The sequence below is a fragment of the Agaribacter flavus genome, assembly GCF_042646125.1.
Taxonomy (GTDB): Bacteria; Pseudomonadota; Gammaproteobacteria; order Enterobacterales; family Alteromonadaceae; genus Glaciecola; species Glaciecola flavus.
In genome coordinates this window covers 175,501-191,490 of the sequence record NZ_JBHRSW010000006.1, presented here as the reverse complement: position 1 = coordinate 191,490, position 15,990 = coordinate 175,501, and the positions used below count along the sequence as shown (strand labels likewise).

At 43.1% G+C, this 15,990-nt stretch carries 12 protein-coding genes; 9 read left to right on the top strand and 3 right to left on the bottom strand.

What is annotated here, in order from left to right:
- The first annotated feature begins 356 nt into the window (after positions 1 to 356).
- From tkt to ACFOHL_RS05085, 6 genes are all read left to right on the top strand, one after another.
- Positions 357 to 2,348 carry a transketolase gene (gene tkt / locus ACFOHL_RS05110; RefSeq protein WP_376919125.1) on the top strand — a complete coding sequence of 664 codons (1,992 nt, stop codon included), beginning with the start codon at positions 357 to 359 and terminating at the stop codon, positions 2,346 to 2,348.
- A 26-nt stretch (positions 2,349 to 2,374) separates the two neighbouring features.
- On the top strand, positions 2,375 to 3,388 hold the full coding sequence (gene epd, locus ACFOHL_RS05105; protein WP_376919124.1) for an erythrose-4-phosphate dehydrogenase: 1,014 nt from the start codon (positions 2,375 to 2,377) through the stop codon (positions 3,386 to 3,388).
- A 21-nt stretch (positions 3,389 to 3,409) separates the two neighbouring features.
- Positions 3,410 to 4,585 (top strand): phosphoglycerate kinase, encoded by a 1,176-nt coding sequence (locus ACFOHL_RS05100; protein WP_376919123.1) that lies wholly within the window; start codon positions 3,410 to 3,412, stop codon positions 4,583 to 4,585.
- A gap of 566 nt (positions 4,586 to 5,151) precedes the next feature.
- Positions 5,152 to 5,658 carry a S8 family serine peptidase gene (locus ACFOHL_RS05095; RefSeq protein ID WP_376919122.1) on the top strand — a complete coding sequence of 169 codons (507 nt, stop codon included), beginning with the start codon at positions 5,152 to 5,154 and terminating at the stop codon, positions 5,656 to 5,658.
- A gap of 114 nt (positions 5,659 to 5,772) precedes the next feature.
- Entirely contained in the window at positions 5,773 to 6,045 is a 273-nt protein-coding gene (locus tag ACFOHL_RS05090) for a hypothetical protein (RefSeq protein ID WP_376919121.1), read from the top strand.
- Between the two features lie 222 nt (positions 6,046 to 6,267).
- Complete coding sequence (locus ACFOHL_RS05085) at positions 6,268 to 7,167, top strand: fructose bisphosphate aldolase (RefSeq protein ID WP_376919120.1); 900 nt, start codon at positions 6,268 to 6,270, stop codon at positions 7,165 to 7,167.
- A gap of 42 nt (positions 7,168 to 7,209) precedes the next feature.
- Here the strand turns inward: ACFOHL_RS05085 and ACFOHL_RS05080 are convergent, their stop codons facing one another.
- Genes ACFOHL_RS05080 through ACFOHL_RS05070 form a run of 3 tightly spaced genes read right to left on the bottom strand, consistent with a single transcriptional unit; the run spans position 7,210 to position 11,349 of the window.
- Positions 7,210 to 8,754: a Ppx/GppA phosphatase family protein gene (locus ACFOHL_RS05080; RefSeq protein ID WP_376919119.1), complete on the bottom strand. Its 1,545-nt coding sequence runs from the start codon at positions 8,752 to 8,754 to the stop codon at positions 7,210 to 7,212.
- Positions 8,755 to 10,818: a polyphosphate kinase 1 gene (gene ppk1 / locus ACFOHL_RS05075; protein ID WP_376919118.1), complete on the bottom strand. Its 2,064-nt coding sequence runs from the start codon at positions 10,816 to 10,818 to the stop codon at positions 8,755 to 8,757.
- Between the two features lie 3 nt (positions 10,819 to 10,821).
- Complete coding sequence (locus tag ACFOHL_RS05070) at positions 10,822 to 11,349, bottom strand: glycine cleavage system protein R (protein WP_376919117.1); 528 nt, start codon at positions 11,347 to 11,349, stop codon at positions 10,822 to 10,824.
- A 91-nt stretch (positions 11,350 to 11,440) separates the two neighbouring features.
- Here ACFOHL_RS05070 and ACFOHL_RS05065 point away from each other — a divergent pair, with 91 nt between their 5' ends.
- From ACFOHL_RS05065 to pstB, 3 genes are read left to right on the top strand one after another with little or no spacing between them, the layout of a single operon-like run.
- Positions 11,441 to 13,615, top strand: a complete 2,175-nt coding sequence (locus ACFOHL_RS05065) for an ABC transporter permease subunit (protein WP_376919116.1) — start codon at positions 11,441 to 11,443, stop codon at positions 13,613 to 13,615.
- Complete coding sequence (gene pstA, locus ACFOHL_RS05060; RefSeq protein ID WP_376919115.1) at positions 13,605 to 15,149, top strand: phosphate ABC transporter permease PstA; 1,545 nt, start codon at positions 13,605 to 13,607, stop codon at positions 15,147 to 15,149. Before ACFOHL_RS05065 ends, pstA begins: the two co-directional genes overlap by 11 nt.
- Positions 15,150 to 15,956, top strand: a complete 807-nt coding sequence (gene pstB, locus ACFOHL_RS05055) for a phosphate ABC transporter ATP-binding protein PstB (protein ID WP_376919114.1) — start codon at positions 15,150 to 15,152, stop codon at positions 15,954 to 15,956.
- Positions 15,957 to 15,990: the final 34 nt, after the last annotated feature.

Here is a 15,990-nt window from a genome sequence, read left to right as displayed (position 1 = left end):
TAATTATCCTAAAGCATTATTCTATTCGAAGAGGTAGGGTGATAAACCCAAGCGTATATTGTAATAGTAAAAACTTATTTTACCAGTATTTACTTCTAGACGTCTAAAAGTCTAAACGAGAAAGCCACACTTCACAATTAAGAAGTTGAGACAAAATTCATACACCTTTTCGACGATAAAAGTGCAAACGCAAATATCACATTTGGTATAACCACAATATATGAATAAATGATTGAACAAGGCTTATCGCTAGTCCACAATACATGACCTTACGTTTAGGTCGGACACAAACACAACCTAAAGTCGCATGAAAGTGAAACTCATTCACTTTGAATAGCTAAAAACAGGAGATAGTAATGCCTTCACGTCGTCATCTGGCGAATGCCATTCGCGCACTTAGTATGGATGCAGTTCAGCAAGCCAAGTCGGGTCACCCCGGCGCCCCGATGGGAATGGCAGATATAGCACAAGTATTATGGGGTGATTATCTTTCCCATAATCCCAAAAATCCAAACTGGGCTAACCGAGACCGCTTTGTTTTATCTAATGGTCATGGCTCGATGTTGCTTTACTCTCTTTTGCATTTGTCTGGGTATGAGCTGGATATCAATGAGCTAAAGAATTTCAGACAGCTTCACTCAAAAACACCTGGGCACCCTGAATATGGCTATGCGCCGGGCGTAGAGACAACCACTGGACCATTGGGTCAAGGGATTAGTAATGCTGTAGGTATGGCTCTCGCGGAAAAAATCCTAGCGGCTCAATTTAATCGCGACGGCTTTGACATTGTTGATCATTACACCTACGCCTTTTTGGGTGACGGCTGCTTGATGGAAGGCATTTCACACGAAACATGCTCTCTAGCCGGTACCTTGGGCTTGGGTAAACTCATCGCATTTTGGGATGACAACGGTATATCGATTGATGGTGAAGTAGAAGGTTGGTTTAGCGACGACACACCAAAGCGTTTTGAAGCTTATGGATGGGAGGTCATTGCGGATGTTGACGGCCATGACCCCGATGCCCTTATTAAGGCGATTAATGCAGCAAAATCACAAAGTTCAAAGCCAACCCTTATTTGTTGTAAAACAACAATTGGTTTTGGATCACCCAATAAGCAAGGTAAAGAAGATTGTCACGGTGCCCCTTTAGGTGAAGATGAAATAGCACTCACGCGTGAAGCATTAGGTTGGTCACATGCGCCATTTGAAATTCCCGCAGATGTATACAGCGCTTGGGATGCAAGTGAAAAAGGTGCTGCGGCGGAAGAAGCGTGGAACAATAAATTCGCCGAATATCAAACTGCTTATCCTGAGCTTGCAAAAGAATTTGTTCGCCGCAAAACAAACGTATTACCAGAATCTTGGGAAAAAGACGCAACAAAATACATTCACGCTTTGCAGGCAAATCCACAAACGGTTGCCACGCGCAAAGCATCACAAAATGCATTAAATGCTTTTGGTCCTATGTTACCTGAATTGTTGGGTGGAAGCGCCGATTTGGCTGGTTCTAATTTGACGATTTGGCAAGGATCAAAAGGTGTGTCTGCTGATGATGCAAGCGGCAACTATATTTATTACGGCGTGCGTGAATTTGGCATGTCAGCGATGATGAATGGCATCAGCCTTTATGGCGGATTTAAAGCCTATGGTGCGACCTTCTTGATGTTTATGGAATATGCACGAAACGCAGTGCGTATGGCTGCAATCATGAAGCAACCTGCGATATTCGTTTATACCCATGATTCTATTGGCTTGGGAGAAGATGGACCTACTCATCAGCCTGTCGAGCAAGTGGTGGCATTACGAGCCACACCAAATCTTGACAACTGGCGCCCGTGTGACCAGGTAGAATCAGCCATTGCATGGAAAGCGGCGATTGAAAGAACAGATGGTCCAACGACGCTTATCTTTACTCGTCAAGGCTTGGCACAACAAGACAGAACCAGTCAACAACTTGCCGATGCAGAGCGTGGAGGCTATGTGTTAGTCGATTGTGATGCAACACCAGATGCGATCATTATTGCGACTGGTTCTGAAGTACAATTAGCCGTTGATGCGGCGGCAGAGCTTAGCAAGCAAGGTAAAGCAATCCGTGTGGTTTCTATGCCTTCTACTGATGTATTTGACCGTCAATCAGCTGAATACAAAGAGCGTGTTTTGCCCTCAAGCGTTAGTGCACGCGTTGCTGTTGAAGCCTTAGCAAAAGATTCATGGTATAAATACGTGGGCTTGAATGGCGCAGTCATCGGTATGGATACCTTTGGTGAATCAGCGCCAGCAGGTGAATTGTTCAAGCACTTCAACATCACTGTTGATGCGGTTGTGGAGGCAGTTAACGGGCTTTAATTCCCGTTTTCTAAAATTTTTATTAGATGCTACGACTTGCAATAAACGGTTTTGGTAGAATAGGGCGCAACATTGTTCGCGCCCTTTACGAGCAAGGATACCGAGACAAAATGCAAGTAGTGGCAATTAATGAGATTGCTGAGCCGGAAGGCATTGCACACCTGCTTCAATACGACACCGCGCATGGGCGCTTTGCTAAAAAAGTGGAAATTGAAGATAAGTCAATCAAGGTTTGTGATGATCATATCGCGTTGTTGCATGAAGCTTCGTTATCCGCAATAGATTGGCAACCCTATCAGGTCGATATTGTGCTGGAGTGCACTGGGGTATACAGTGAGCGTTCAGACGCGCTAAAGCATATCGAAAATGGGGCGAGCAAAGTATTGTTTTCGCAGCCATGCGGAGCTGATATGGACGCCACCGTCATTTATGGCGTCAACCACAAAAGTTTATCTCGAGACGATAATATCGTTTCAAACGGATCTTGCACCACTAATTGTATAGTACCCGTAATACAAACGCTTGATCAGGCTTTTGGTATTGAGAGCGGCACCATTACTACTATTCATGCATCCATGCACGATCAACAAGTCATTGATGCTTTTCATCCTGACTTGCGCCGTACGCGAGCAGCAAGCCAATCTATCATTCCAGTTGATACTCGTTTGGCAAGAGGGATAGAACGCATTTTACCCAAGTTTGCCAACAAATTTGAAGCTATCGCTGTTCGTGTTCCCACGATAAACGTGACAGCGATGGATTTAAGCGTGAGCTTGCACAATGATGTTAGCGTGAGTGACGTGAATAGTGCACTAAAAGCCGCTAAACGTCATTTCCCTGAAAACATTATTGACTACACTGAATTACCCTTGGTTTCAGTCGACTTTAATCACGACCCTCATTCTTGCATAGTTGATGGTACACAGACTAGGGTGAGCCACAAGCGGCTTGTTAAAACCCTTGTATGGTGTGACAACGAGTGGGGATTTGCTAATCGCATGCTCGATACAGCATTGCACATGTACAAAATAAATAATTGATAAATTAACAGGAGAATCATCATGCCAATTAAATCAATGAGTGAGGTGGATATTGCGGGTAAACGTGTCCTCATCCGCCAAGATTTAAATGTCCCGCTAAAAGATGGCAACATTACTTCTGATGCGCGTTTAAAAGCGTCTATCCCGACAATTAAGCAAGCAATAGAAAAAGGCGCAGCCGTTCTAATTATGTCTCACCTTGGACGCCCAACAGAGGGTGAGCCAGAAGCGGTATACTCGCTTGCCCCTATCGCTGAATATTTGGCAGAGAATTTGGATTGTAAAGTGAACTTTGCAAGTGCTTACTTGGGTGATGTTGATGTGCCAAGTGAAGTAGGAGAAGTGACTTTACTTGAGAATGTCAGATTTAATGTGGGTGAGAAAAAAGACGACGAATCACTAGCCAAGCAATATGCCGCGTTATGCGATGTTTTTGTTATGGATGCTTTTGGTACGGCACATCGTGCACAAGCAAGCACCCATGGGGTAGCGAAGTATGCTAAAGAAGCGTGTGCTGGCCCTTTATTAAGTGCAGAACTTGAAGCGCTAGGTAAAGCGCTAGACAATCCGGCGCGTCCCTTAGTTGCCATTGTAGGTGGGTCAAAAGTCAGCACAAAACTGACGGTATTGGCAAGTTTGGCGACTAAGGTTGACCAATTAATCGTTGGTGGTGGCATCGCCAATACCTTTGTTGCTGCAGCTGGCAATAGTGTGGGCAAGTCATTGTTTGAAGAAGATTTAATTGACGAAGCCAATCGTCTTGTAGCTGAAGCAAAGGCAAAAGGAGGCGATATCCCTATTCCAAGTGATGTGGTAGTGGGTAAAGCATTTTCTGAGACAACAGAAGCAACAACTAAACTGGCTTCCGATGTCGCCGAAGACGACATGATTTTTGATATTGGTCCGCAGTCTGCACAACATTTAGCAGAGATTCTTAAATCAGCTGGCACTATTGTGTGGAATGGACCCGTAGGAGTTTTTGAGTTTGACCAGTTTGCTGAGGGGACAAAAGTGATTGCAGAAGCAATTGCAGAAAGTTCTGCATTTTCCATCGCCGGTGGCGGTGACACCTTAGCAGCGGTAGACAAGTTTGATATTGCAGACAAAGTCTCGTATATCTCGACTGGTGGCGGTGCATTTTTGGAGTTTTTGGAAGGAAAAACACTGCCAGCAGTGGCTATTTTAGATAAAAATTAACTGAGTTACGCTTGGGGGGACGATACTTGAAAGCGCCTTCTCTTTTTTGTCGCAAAACCGCTGCAAGTATATCCATGTACGCTTTGATTTTTCATCCATGAAAAATAAATTTTGCGACAAAAAAGAGAAGGCGCTTTCAAGTATCGTCCCGCCGAGCTGAGTCAATAATCCTATTGCCGGATCTGCTAGTCTTTGTTTGTGAAGCATGTTCAAGCAAAGATCAACAGACCCTGTATTCTGAAAAAAACAAATGTTCTTGTTAATCAATTGAATACGTTGAGCTATTGATTTTGATTGTGGCTTAACCTTAAATTAACAAAAATTGGTATATTATTAACAGTGTCATGTCGTAGTAGTATCAAGTGACTTTTAAGTGGTATGTCGATGGAATGATGTACCTTTAAAAAGATTGCGTTGATAATTGCAGCTCTTGCACCTCTTTTTATTACGGCCAATTCAAAACGAATTTGTGTTTTCTGTGTTGATTGAACAATACAGATTTATCGTCTCCATACATCATACCTTTTAATTCAATCGTGTATGAACGTTATCCAAGGAGACACAAGATGACAGCTAAAGCACAGAGCAGAAAGTCCTACATAATCACCACTTCAGAAGATATAAATGTAAACGAGATCGCTGATGATAAAGTTGGCTTGCAGCTTCGTCGTGGTGGTATTTTGGCTGTGGCAGCAGCAGGAAACTCAGGTAGAACCAACAGACCATACGTTGGCAACCCTGCGCGTTGCCCTTCATTTTTGGCCGTATCTGCGGTTGACAGCAATATTCGTCGTGCTAATTTTTCAAGTTTTGGACCACAGGTAGAATTGGCCGCACCAGGTGTCGGTATTTGGTCAACAACGCATGACGGTCACTATGGCAAAAAAAATGGAACGAGTATGGCGTGCCCTCATGTTGCTGGTGTGGCTGCATTGAATAAAGCAAGACGTCCAGCTATGACTGGTGATCAGATCCGTAGACGGCTTCACCGTACAGCCAGAGATGTGGGTATTAGCGGTAGAGCCCCATTTTATGGCTACGGGCTTGTCAATGCTTACCGTTCTGTTAGGTAAACAATAACGAAGCGCTATAGACCCTAAGCCATCGGCGGTAAACTAGTTTTACCGCCAGTTTTTGCTATGAGGAACAGGCTGTAGCCACTACCTATACGACAAATCGAGAGTACAATGACAGATCACTTTAACATCGATCCTGAACTGCTTAGTTTGCTGCGAACCAATCCAGAAAATCATTATTCTGTTGTCATTAGTTGCGAGGAATCCCCCCTAGCTCTAAAAAAGACATTGACTGCATTGGGTATTGTAATCAATGGCGAAGTTACCGAGTTTCAGCTCCTCTATGCAAAGTTAGCCTATAATCAATTGTCGTTAATCCATAAGTGCAATGGTATCGAATGGGTAGAAGCGGATACCTCTGTACATACTAACCTTGATGTATAACAAGCTTTTGGCCTATATGGTGTTCGACTGAGCAATTGTTCAAAGTAAAGCATTTTCAATTTTCCACTCAGGTGATATTTTAACCATATTCGATAAGTCTATGACAAAGGACAGCGTGTCATACTTATCGAATAGTGAGCAAGCCGGTTTGCTCCTTTTAATGGAACACCTAGCTTGCTTCAGCTTTTTTGGATAAACGCAAATGTTTAAGGAATCGCCTCCATGACTACGCAAGCTCAACAAGCAATGTTAGAAAAAGTAAAAAATGAAGTAGGGTTTATTGCCGCGCTAGATCAAAGTGGTGGTAGCACGCCTAAAGCATTAAAAGCTTATGGTATAGGCGAAGAACAGTTTAGCTCGGACGAAGAAATGTTTGGGCTTGTTCACGCAATGCGCACACGCATCATTACTAGTCCGGTGTTTATTGGTGATCGTGTTTTGGGTGCCATACTATTTGAAAATACGCTCGAAAGGGATATTGAAGGTAAAAATAGTGCGGTATTTTTATGGGAAAACAAACGAATCGTGCCGTTTTTAAAAGTAGATAAAGGGCTGGAAGCAGATGCTGATGGTGTTCAGCTAATGAAACCCATTCCTGAGTTAGACGGATTGTTAGACAAAGCAAATGCGCAAAATGTATTTGGTACTAAAATGCGCTCAGTGATCAAAACGGCGAACGTTGAGGGTATTACCGCCCTAGTAAAACAACAATTTGATCTAGCAAAACAAATCATCGCTAAAGGACTCGTACCCATCATTGAGCCTGAAGTAGATATTCACAGTAATAGCAAAGCACAAGCTGAAGCTCTCTTACAGGCTGAAATACTTAAACATTTAAATATACTGGGAACTGAGCAACTCGTGATGCTTAAGCTGACTATTCCAGATATTCCTAATTTTTATCAGCCATTAATTACACACCCCAATGTCATCAAAGTAGTCGCTTTATCAGGGGGGTATAAACGTGAACTGGCTAATCAAAAGTTATCAGAAAACAAAGGTATGATTGCCAGTTTTTCGAGAGCTCTGTCTGAAGGCTTGTACGCTGATATGTCCGATGGGGAATTTAATGGAGCGCTCGAAACCGCAATTGATGGCATTTATGCTGCCTCTGCTACTTAAGCACGACTAGACATAAACAAAGCCTTCAGGCGTTACCGCTACTCAAGGAGCGACGAGTTGCAAATCCAAGCCGATTTCCTTTAAGCAATCGGCTTCGTTTACAAAGTCGGCGAGTAGTAAAGGGTTGTGTTTGACGATGTTTTCGGAAAAAGACATGTGGATTTCATTTGTGTTTTTCAAACATACCTTGTCGGGCAGTAGAGTGCCTTTGCGTGTCACATTTAGTAGCAGGGATATGCGCAAAATCGCGAGTAATCGCAACACTTGTTCAGTGCCATAGTTAACAAACTCCGGGATTTCTTTTACGCGAATGCGCTTGCGATGAAAACGAACCAAGGTGCTGATGAGTTGCTGTTGTTCTTGGTGGAAGCCGGGCATTTCTGATTGTTGTAGTATGTAGGCTGAGTGTTTTTGTATCCCCTTTGAATTTATTTGCAAGCCAACTTCATGCAGTAAACTGGCCCAGCCTAATATGAATCGATTATTGGGGTGATCAAGTTGCCACTCAGATCGCAGCGAAGCGTATATGTGCATACAGGTTTGCAACACATTGTGGGCGTATGCCGTGTCTACGCTGTATCTTTTTGCCATACTTTGTGCGGTGCGTAAGCAAATGTTTTGTGTAGCATGACTGGGTTGTAACTCATATATCACACCCTCGCGAAGTGCAGGTGCGGTGTAAGCTACCTCTGCTATTTGCAGAGATTGAAATATGCCCAGCATAATGCAAAGACCCGCAACAAACACTGTTTTGCGTTCTTCACTGAGGCCAGGAAAATCAAGCTTATCTGCGTGTCCTTTTTCTATACAGCGAGCTAGCAAAAGCTGAAGATCATGCTGAGTGAAGGCTTGGGTGGGCTCGCCACTTTCTTCAAAATGTATGACATTTGCAATGGCTTTAGCCGTTCCAGAACTGGCGTAAACACACTCCCAATTAAAGCGTTGCAAACTAATTGAAGGTAGTTCTAGTTCGCGTTTTGCTGCCGTTATCGCCTTGCCACATGCGTTTTGCCTAATTGAGCCATCTGCAAAGTAGCGCTTTTGAAAACTTACACAACCCATGTTTAAACTTCGACATATTTCGGGTGTCAGGGTAGAACCAATCGCAAATTCCGTAGACCCGCCGCCAATATCAAAAATCAATCGTGGAGAACTCTCACGCAAGGTGCTGCTAATACCGACATAAATCAAGCGAGCCTCTTCTGCCCCCGCTACGATGTCGATTGGGTAAGGGAATACTTTTTTTGCTGCGCGCAAAAAATCACGCGAATTACGCGCCTTTCGCAGTGTATAGGTGGCAACGACCCTTACTTTTTGGTGAGGTAAGCCCTCCAAGGTGGCGGCCATTGCTTTTAGCGTTTGTGTGCCTTTATCTATGTATTCTTGCGCGAGGATATTGTTGTCATCTAAACCTTCCGCCAAGCGTACTTTGTGTTTAACTTTGTTGACTAACTGAAGCGAACCCTCTACCACGCGCACCACCACCAAATGAAAACTATTGGAACCGATGTCTAGTGCGGCATAATGCTCATGATCCGTGTCTTCGCTGGACGCAAATACTTGATAAATGTTCGCTTCGTCTGACAATTAGTTCTCCTCTTGTTCCTTCAAGTATTGATGAATTTGTATTTGTGAGCGCAACTTTTTCCTGTTGCCGCGCTTCACATACGTGTTAGTTTGATGTTCGTCAATCACTCGTGATTTCAGCGTATCTTTAAATTGAAAATCAAGCAAGGTGTCTATCATCTCTCGCGCCGCTGGGGATTTCACTGGGCAGCCAACTTCAATACGGTAGTCCATGTTTCGCGTCATCCAATCTGCAGATGAGATGAAATATTTTGGATCCCCACCATTTTCAAAGACCATGATCCGCGGGTGTTCTAAAAACCTGTCGACAATACTGATGACTTCTATATTTTCACTTAAACCCGCAACCCCAGGTATCAATGAGCACATACCTCGAATGATTGCTCGTACTTTTACCCCTGACTGAGAAGCGCGATAGAGGTCGTCGATCAATTCGTTGTCAACAAGGTTATTTATCTTAAGTGTTATTTGTGCAAAGTGCCCCTCGGTACAACGCTGGATTTCTTGTCTGATGAGTGATTGAATTTTGCTTCTCGCGTTTATTGGCGATACTTGCAGTTGATTAAATCTCACTTTTTTGTAAGGATTTTGAATCATATCAAATACTTGTACTGCTTCAGCTGCAAGCTCATCATCACAAGTAAACAAAGACAAGTCAGTATATATTTTGGCAGTTTTTTCATTAAAATTTCCCGTGCCAAAATGTGCATAGTGCTTAATTTTCCCTCGTTCTTCCCTTGTTACAATACACAATTTACTGTGGATTTTGACATTGGGGTTACCTAGCACGACTTTGATGCCCGCGTCTGTCATCCGTTTTGACCAAGCAATGTTGTTTTCTTCGTCAAACCTAGCACGTAACTCAACCACTACAGTAACCTTTTTACCGTTATCGACGGCGTCAACAAGTGACGAAATGATTCTAGAGTGAGAAGCAACACGGTATATATTTAAGCGAATATGGCGAACTAGAGGATCGAAGGCGGCTTGCCTGACAAACTCTGTAAAGTGGGTAAAGTCATGGTAAGGGTAATACAGCAATATATCGCCATCGGCTATTGCTTCAAATACAGTGTTTCGTTGTGCAAAGGCTTTGCTTCGAATGACTGGCAGTTTACTGTGTTCTAAGTAAGCCCTACCTGGGTTTGGAAAACCTATGAAATCCTTGAAATTACGATAGTGGCCAGCAGACTGTATAGTATCGATAGAGGAAATTTTCAGGCGCTTTCTCAAATCGCTGATCATCTCTTCTGGTACCCCCTGATCATGAATAATTCTGACGGGTTCAGCAATGAGACGTTGCTTCATACTTTCTGACATTTTTTCAACATAACTTTCATCGATTTCGTCGTTAATAGAGTACTCGGCATCGCGTGTGATCTTGAACGAAAAGGCCTTAGCGGAGTCAAATTTAACGAAACCTCTAAAAACTTCATCAACACATAGTTTGATGATGTCATCAATTAGGATAATTTGTTTTTTCTTTCGTGTACCATCTGGTGGCAAAACGACAAAACGTGACATAGCATTAGTCGGAATTTCTAATACAGCGTATTTAGGCGCTTTACTGGGGCGGTTGAGCGCAACGTGCAAGTATACCGAACTGTCATTTAAACGCTGCAACAACTGCACCTTGTTGTCCAATAGTATTGGCGCAACGTGCATCAGTATTTTTTCTCTAAAATAATTTTGTGCCCACTCGATTTGTTCGGGAAGCAATTGCTGATAATGCAGTATATGAATATTGTAACGGCGTAGGTCTTTTGTGACTTGCTTATGCAACTGATCAAAGTATTTGGATAGCTTTTTAACTTTGCGTTGAATTTCCTTGAGTAGCTCCGTGTACTGTTCAACCAATGCCAACTCACCATCGCTTTGGCAAATAGCTATCATACGCTTAACATCCGCCACGCGAACGCGATAAAACTCGTCCAGATTATTACTATAGATACCTAAAAAGCGAATTCTTTCTACAACGGGGGTATTGGGATCCGCCGCCTCCTGTAATACGCGTTCATTAAATGCCAACCAACTTAGCTCTTTAGGAAAATACACACTACTCATTCGTTAAAAATCCCTATCAAATTCTACAATTAAATCATCGGCTAAAGCTTCGATAGCGTCTTTGCAATCTTGTGCGTTTAGCTCACTCGCACACTCGATATCAAGCTCAGCGGTAAACAAATAGCTCCCCCAATTGGGCGCGCTATCACAGCTGGTTGTCATGGCAACAATATTGACGTTCATACCTTGTAATGTTGACGTTACATCGTTGACAATACCCGGGCGGTCGTTGCCCGTTACTCTTAGGCTAAAGGCTTTACCTAAGACTGGAGAGGTTTGCACTAGCTCGTCTTCGGGCGTGGATATGGGCGTGAGAGTAATGCGTAAGTTGGTGTTGGTTTCACAGGCGGCAATGAGGCGGTCTTGATTACCTTCAGGTAAGGTAACTTGAACAAAACCGGCGAACTGACCGGCTAAATAGCAAAAGCTGCTTTTTAACCAATTTCCCCCTGATGTTTGCACGGCTTGTGCAATTTCGTTGACTAAACCAACTTTATCTTTTCCGAGCACGGTGAGTATCATCGTCGGCATACTTCTTACCTTTTTCATTTTAATGTCATAGAAGTAGTGTGTTATTATCGCAGAAAGATTGCATCTTTATGAAATTTATTACAAAAATAATATGCAGCGCCACACAAAACTGCCCCAAGATATCCGTCGTTTTCGAAAAGACATTATCGCAAAACGCATCGTCACTGCCTTTGGGTGGCTCGTGCTACTTACATTTATATTACTTGTTACGCATATTCTTTATAATGCTTTTCCTTTGTTCAAGTCACCCAAACTCGTATTTGAAGCGTCCCACATCGTGTCTGATAAGACCCGTATACTTGAGCTTAAACAAGCTAGCGAAGGGTTGATTTCACTTAGTTACTACAAACAAATTATCGATGGCGATCCGCGATGCGGTATCGAATTAGACGAATTAAAATCAAGGCAAAAGTCGTCGATTTTCAATAAACAATATAGCTGTGATACCCAATTGAGCATTATTGAGGGCGATAGTGAGTCTGCATATGCAAGTATCTCTGCGAAAGGCACGGTCGAGTTAACAAGGTTGGATCATAGCGGCAACCGCGTTCAATCGGTGCTTTTTGGCTCGTTTGATCTTCCCCTCGTTGCCAAGCAACACATCAATATTCTCAAAGATAAGCAAGAAAGCCCCTTAAATTGGCGCAGTAAAATTTATAAAGACACCCTTTATTTGTGGGTTATTTCAAGTAACCAAACACTACTTCGTATAACTAAGCAACTAGGCAGTTTTGAGGACGCAGATGTATATAAGCAAGAGAGCGTACTTTTTTATCATCCACTTGCGTCTCTTTCTCAGCAACTGTATTTGTATGATGGAAGAATAGAACTTACTAACAGTGCTGAAACAGTCGTGCAAAGCATCGAGACGAACACAACTACAACGATCAGTGTGCTTCCCAGTGAGAGAGGTTTGCTGCTTACAAAAAATACAGGTTTTGAAGTTTGGGGAACAAGAAATACTGATGGGCACTTTAGGTTTCTTAAGCTACATGAGCACGAAACCGACTCGTACGGACAAATATTGTCTGCTCGCCTAGCGAGAGAGCATGCTGTGATTTTTGCGCTCACAGACGAGGCTCAATTATTGATGATAAATAATGCGAGCTTTGAGATCATTGCTAGGCAAGCTCTAGATACTCAGGCAACAGGCATGTATGTGCAAGGCAATGATGTGTATCTTTCAACGCCAAATAAATTGTTTCACTATAGCGCAAAAGATTTGCAAGGGGCTGTCACTTGGAAAAGCTTATTTGAGCCATTGCACTATATTGGATACGAGACGCCGTCTCATGTTTGGCAAACAAGCATGTCTAGCGCGGACGCACAAATAAAATTTGGGGTTATTCCTCTTATTGTCGGCAGTATCAAGGCGTCATTGCTTGCCTTGTTGGTGGCAGTTCCGTTGGCCTTGGGCGCGGCTATCTACACGGCGTATTTCGCCACCAATAAAATCAGAGCTTGGATTAAACCGAGTATTGAAATGATCGAAGCAATCCCGGCTGTAATTATTGGCTTTATTGCTGCTGTTTGGCTCGCGCCTTTTGCCGAACGTTCCCTCATAGCCATTTTTTTGTTGTTAACACTATCACCATTTATCTTATTTGGGATTATTGCTTTGCACGGCGTAATTAGAAATCGATACGTACATCTGGTATCGAGTGTTTATTATGTGCCGCTATTTTGTGTGGTGTTGGGAATGATTGCACTCATTGTGTATTCGGGTGCATATTGGGTGCAGGAGATGTTTTTGCACTCGCCGGAAAATGCTTTCACACGTTTTGCGAGCAATGTTACGTTAACAAAGACGGCCATCGTGGTGGCGCTTGCGCTAGGAATAGCCATAACCCCAACCATCTATTCATTGATTGATGACGCCTTATTTGAAGTACCGGATGGCGTAAAACAGGCTGCTTTTGCGCTCGGAGCGACGGAACTTCAAACCTTGGGCAGGGTGGTATTGTTGGTTGCCATGCCGAGTATTATTTCTGCGGTTATGCTTGGTTTTGGTCGCGCGTTTGGTGAAACGATGATTGTGCTTATGGTGACGGGGAATACACCCATAGCCGATTGGGATTTGTTGTCAGGCCTGCGTTCCTTAACATCTAATCTCGCAATTGAGTTACAAGAAGCCAATGTGGGTAGCGCTCACTATCATGTTTTGTTTTTGACGGCTGCTATTTTGTTTGCCTTTACCTTTACCATTAACAGTTTTGCGGCGATGTTAAAAAGTCGTCTGCAAACGAGGGCAAACCATGACTTTTGATTTTCAAGTTTCTTGGCGACAAATTGGTGCGGAAAGCTTAAGTATAGTCTGCATAGCCATTCTATTTATTTTTTTAAGTGCAATGGTCATCTTTATTAGCTTTCAAGGTATCCGGCATTTTATGCCAGAAAACGTTTATACAATAAACGTAACTTATCCCACGGGAAAGCAAGAGCGCTACTATGAGTCATCTGTAAAAAGCATCACATCCGTAAAAGAGTATATTGATGAGAGACTGGCAAAGCAGTTTTCACAGCAGCCCGAGTTACAGCCACAAGTGATGGTCGAAATAGACAATGAACTTGTGGGCATATTAAGCGAGAACGGTAAACGTTATTTTGGTCGATTTGTTTTTATTCAGTCCCCTTCACAAAATCAAATTATGCTATCGGATTTTGATAATTTGCATGTTACAAGCAAAATTTTGTTGTCCGAATTGAGCGAAATTCAGTCTACCAAACTTATGCCACTTCATCGGCAAATCGCTAAAATGCATAGTGAACAAGTCCAAGCTGATAGTCCTGCCTTAGTTAGGGCAAACACTGAGTTTTTGCGTTGGCAGACATATGCGAATAGCATCAATGATCAATTACAAGAATACAAAGTGTTTTTGCAAGATGCACAAGGTGAGCCTTTTGATATCGAGTTGCCCTCGATCATTACACTAACTCAGCCAAACAGACTCAGCTTTTTCGAGGTCAGTGTTGAGTTTGTGAGCAAGGTGTGGCGATTTGTCAGTGATGTTCCCAAACAAGCTGCGACGGCAGGTGGGGTATTTCCCGCCATTTTTGGCACAGTCCTCATGGTTATCATTATGACGATAGTCGTTGCCCCTTTTGGCATGATAGCCGCGATTTATTTGCATGAGTATGCACCCGCTAATCGTGTGACTGAGATGATTCGTATTGGAATCAGTAATATGGCGGCAGTACCTTCGGTGGTTTATGGTGTATTTGGACTGGGTTTTTTTGTCTATACGCTGGGTGGCTCCATTGATCAATTGTTGTATGCGGATAGTTTACCCAGCCCTACTTTTGGCAAGCCTGGTTTGTTGTGGGCAGCGCTTACAATGGGCTTATTAACCCTACCAGTGGTGATCGTATCGGCCGAAGAAGGCTTAAAAAGGGTTCCTCAGGGACTGCGAGAAGGCAGTTATGCGCTTGGTGCCACCAAATTAGAGACTATTCAAAAGGTCGTGCTACCCATGGCAAGTCCTGGCATGCTTACTGGAATCATTTTGGCCATAGCCCGAGCAGCAGGGGAAGTCGCGCCGCTTATTTTAGTGGGGGCGGTTAAGTTTGCGCCTAACTTACCTTTCGACGAAGAGTATCCCTTTATTCATTTAGAACGCCAGTTTATGCATTTGGGTGTGTTTATTTATGACGGCGCCTTTCACAACCAGCTCGAAAGCCAAGGTTCGTCGATGATGTTTGCTTCATGTATGCTACTCCTTATTATCGTTTTTTTACTAAATATCTCTGCAATATTGTTCCGAAAGCGTTTGCGCGATAAATATGAGAGGAGTCAGTTGTAAATGTTCAAGTTGTTTGAAAGAGAGACGCTCGCTGTAGATGAGATCTCAAAGGCGCAAACCGGTATAGATGTGAAACATTTAAATGTTTGGTTAAATCGCAAACAAGTACTCAACGATGTATCGATACGTATTCCCAAACATCGCATTACTGCATTAATAGGGCAAAGTGGTTGCGGGAAGACAACCTTACTGAATAGTTTTAATCGTATGAATGATCTCAACCGTTACCACAAGTGTGACGGAGAGGTATGGATAAACGAGCGAAACATTTATAATCGCAAGGAGCGCGTTGCTACGCTTCGTGCTCAAATCGGCATGGTGTTTCAACGGCCTAATCCCTTTCCCATGAGCATTTACGAAAACGTGTGTTTTGGCTTAAAGATTAAAGGTGAAAAAAATCGTAGGGTACTGGATGATACTGTCGAACGCTCACTAAAGCAGGCAGCATTGTGGGACGATGTACGCGACAGATTGTTTGACTCAGCATTGTTGCTTTCAGGAGGGCAACAGCAACGGTTGATGATCGCCAGAGCCTTGGCTTTGTCACCAGAAATTTTACTGTTGGATGAGCCAACATCGGCTTTGGATCCACTTACCACGTTGTATATTGAAGAACTGATCAACGAGCTGAAAAAACAATGTACTATTGTAATTGTCACGCACAATATGCAACAGGCAGCAAGGGTATCTGATTATGCCGCGTTTATGCATCATGGTGAATTAATCGAGTTTTCAGATAGTGATTCTTTGTTTACGATGCCTGAAAAACAACAAACAGAAGACTATATTACTGGGCGATACGGATAAGCACAATGAATAAACTGATAAGCCATCCCGTTGC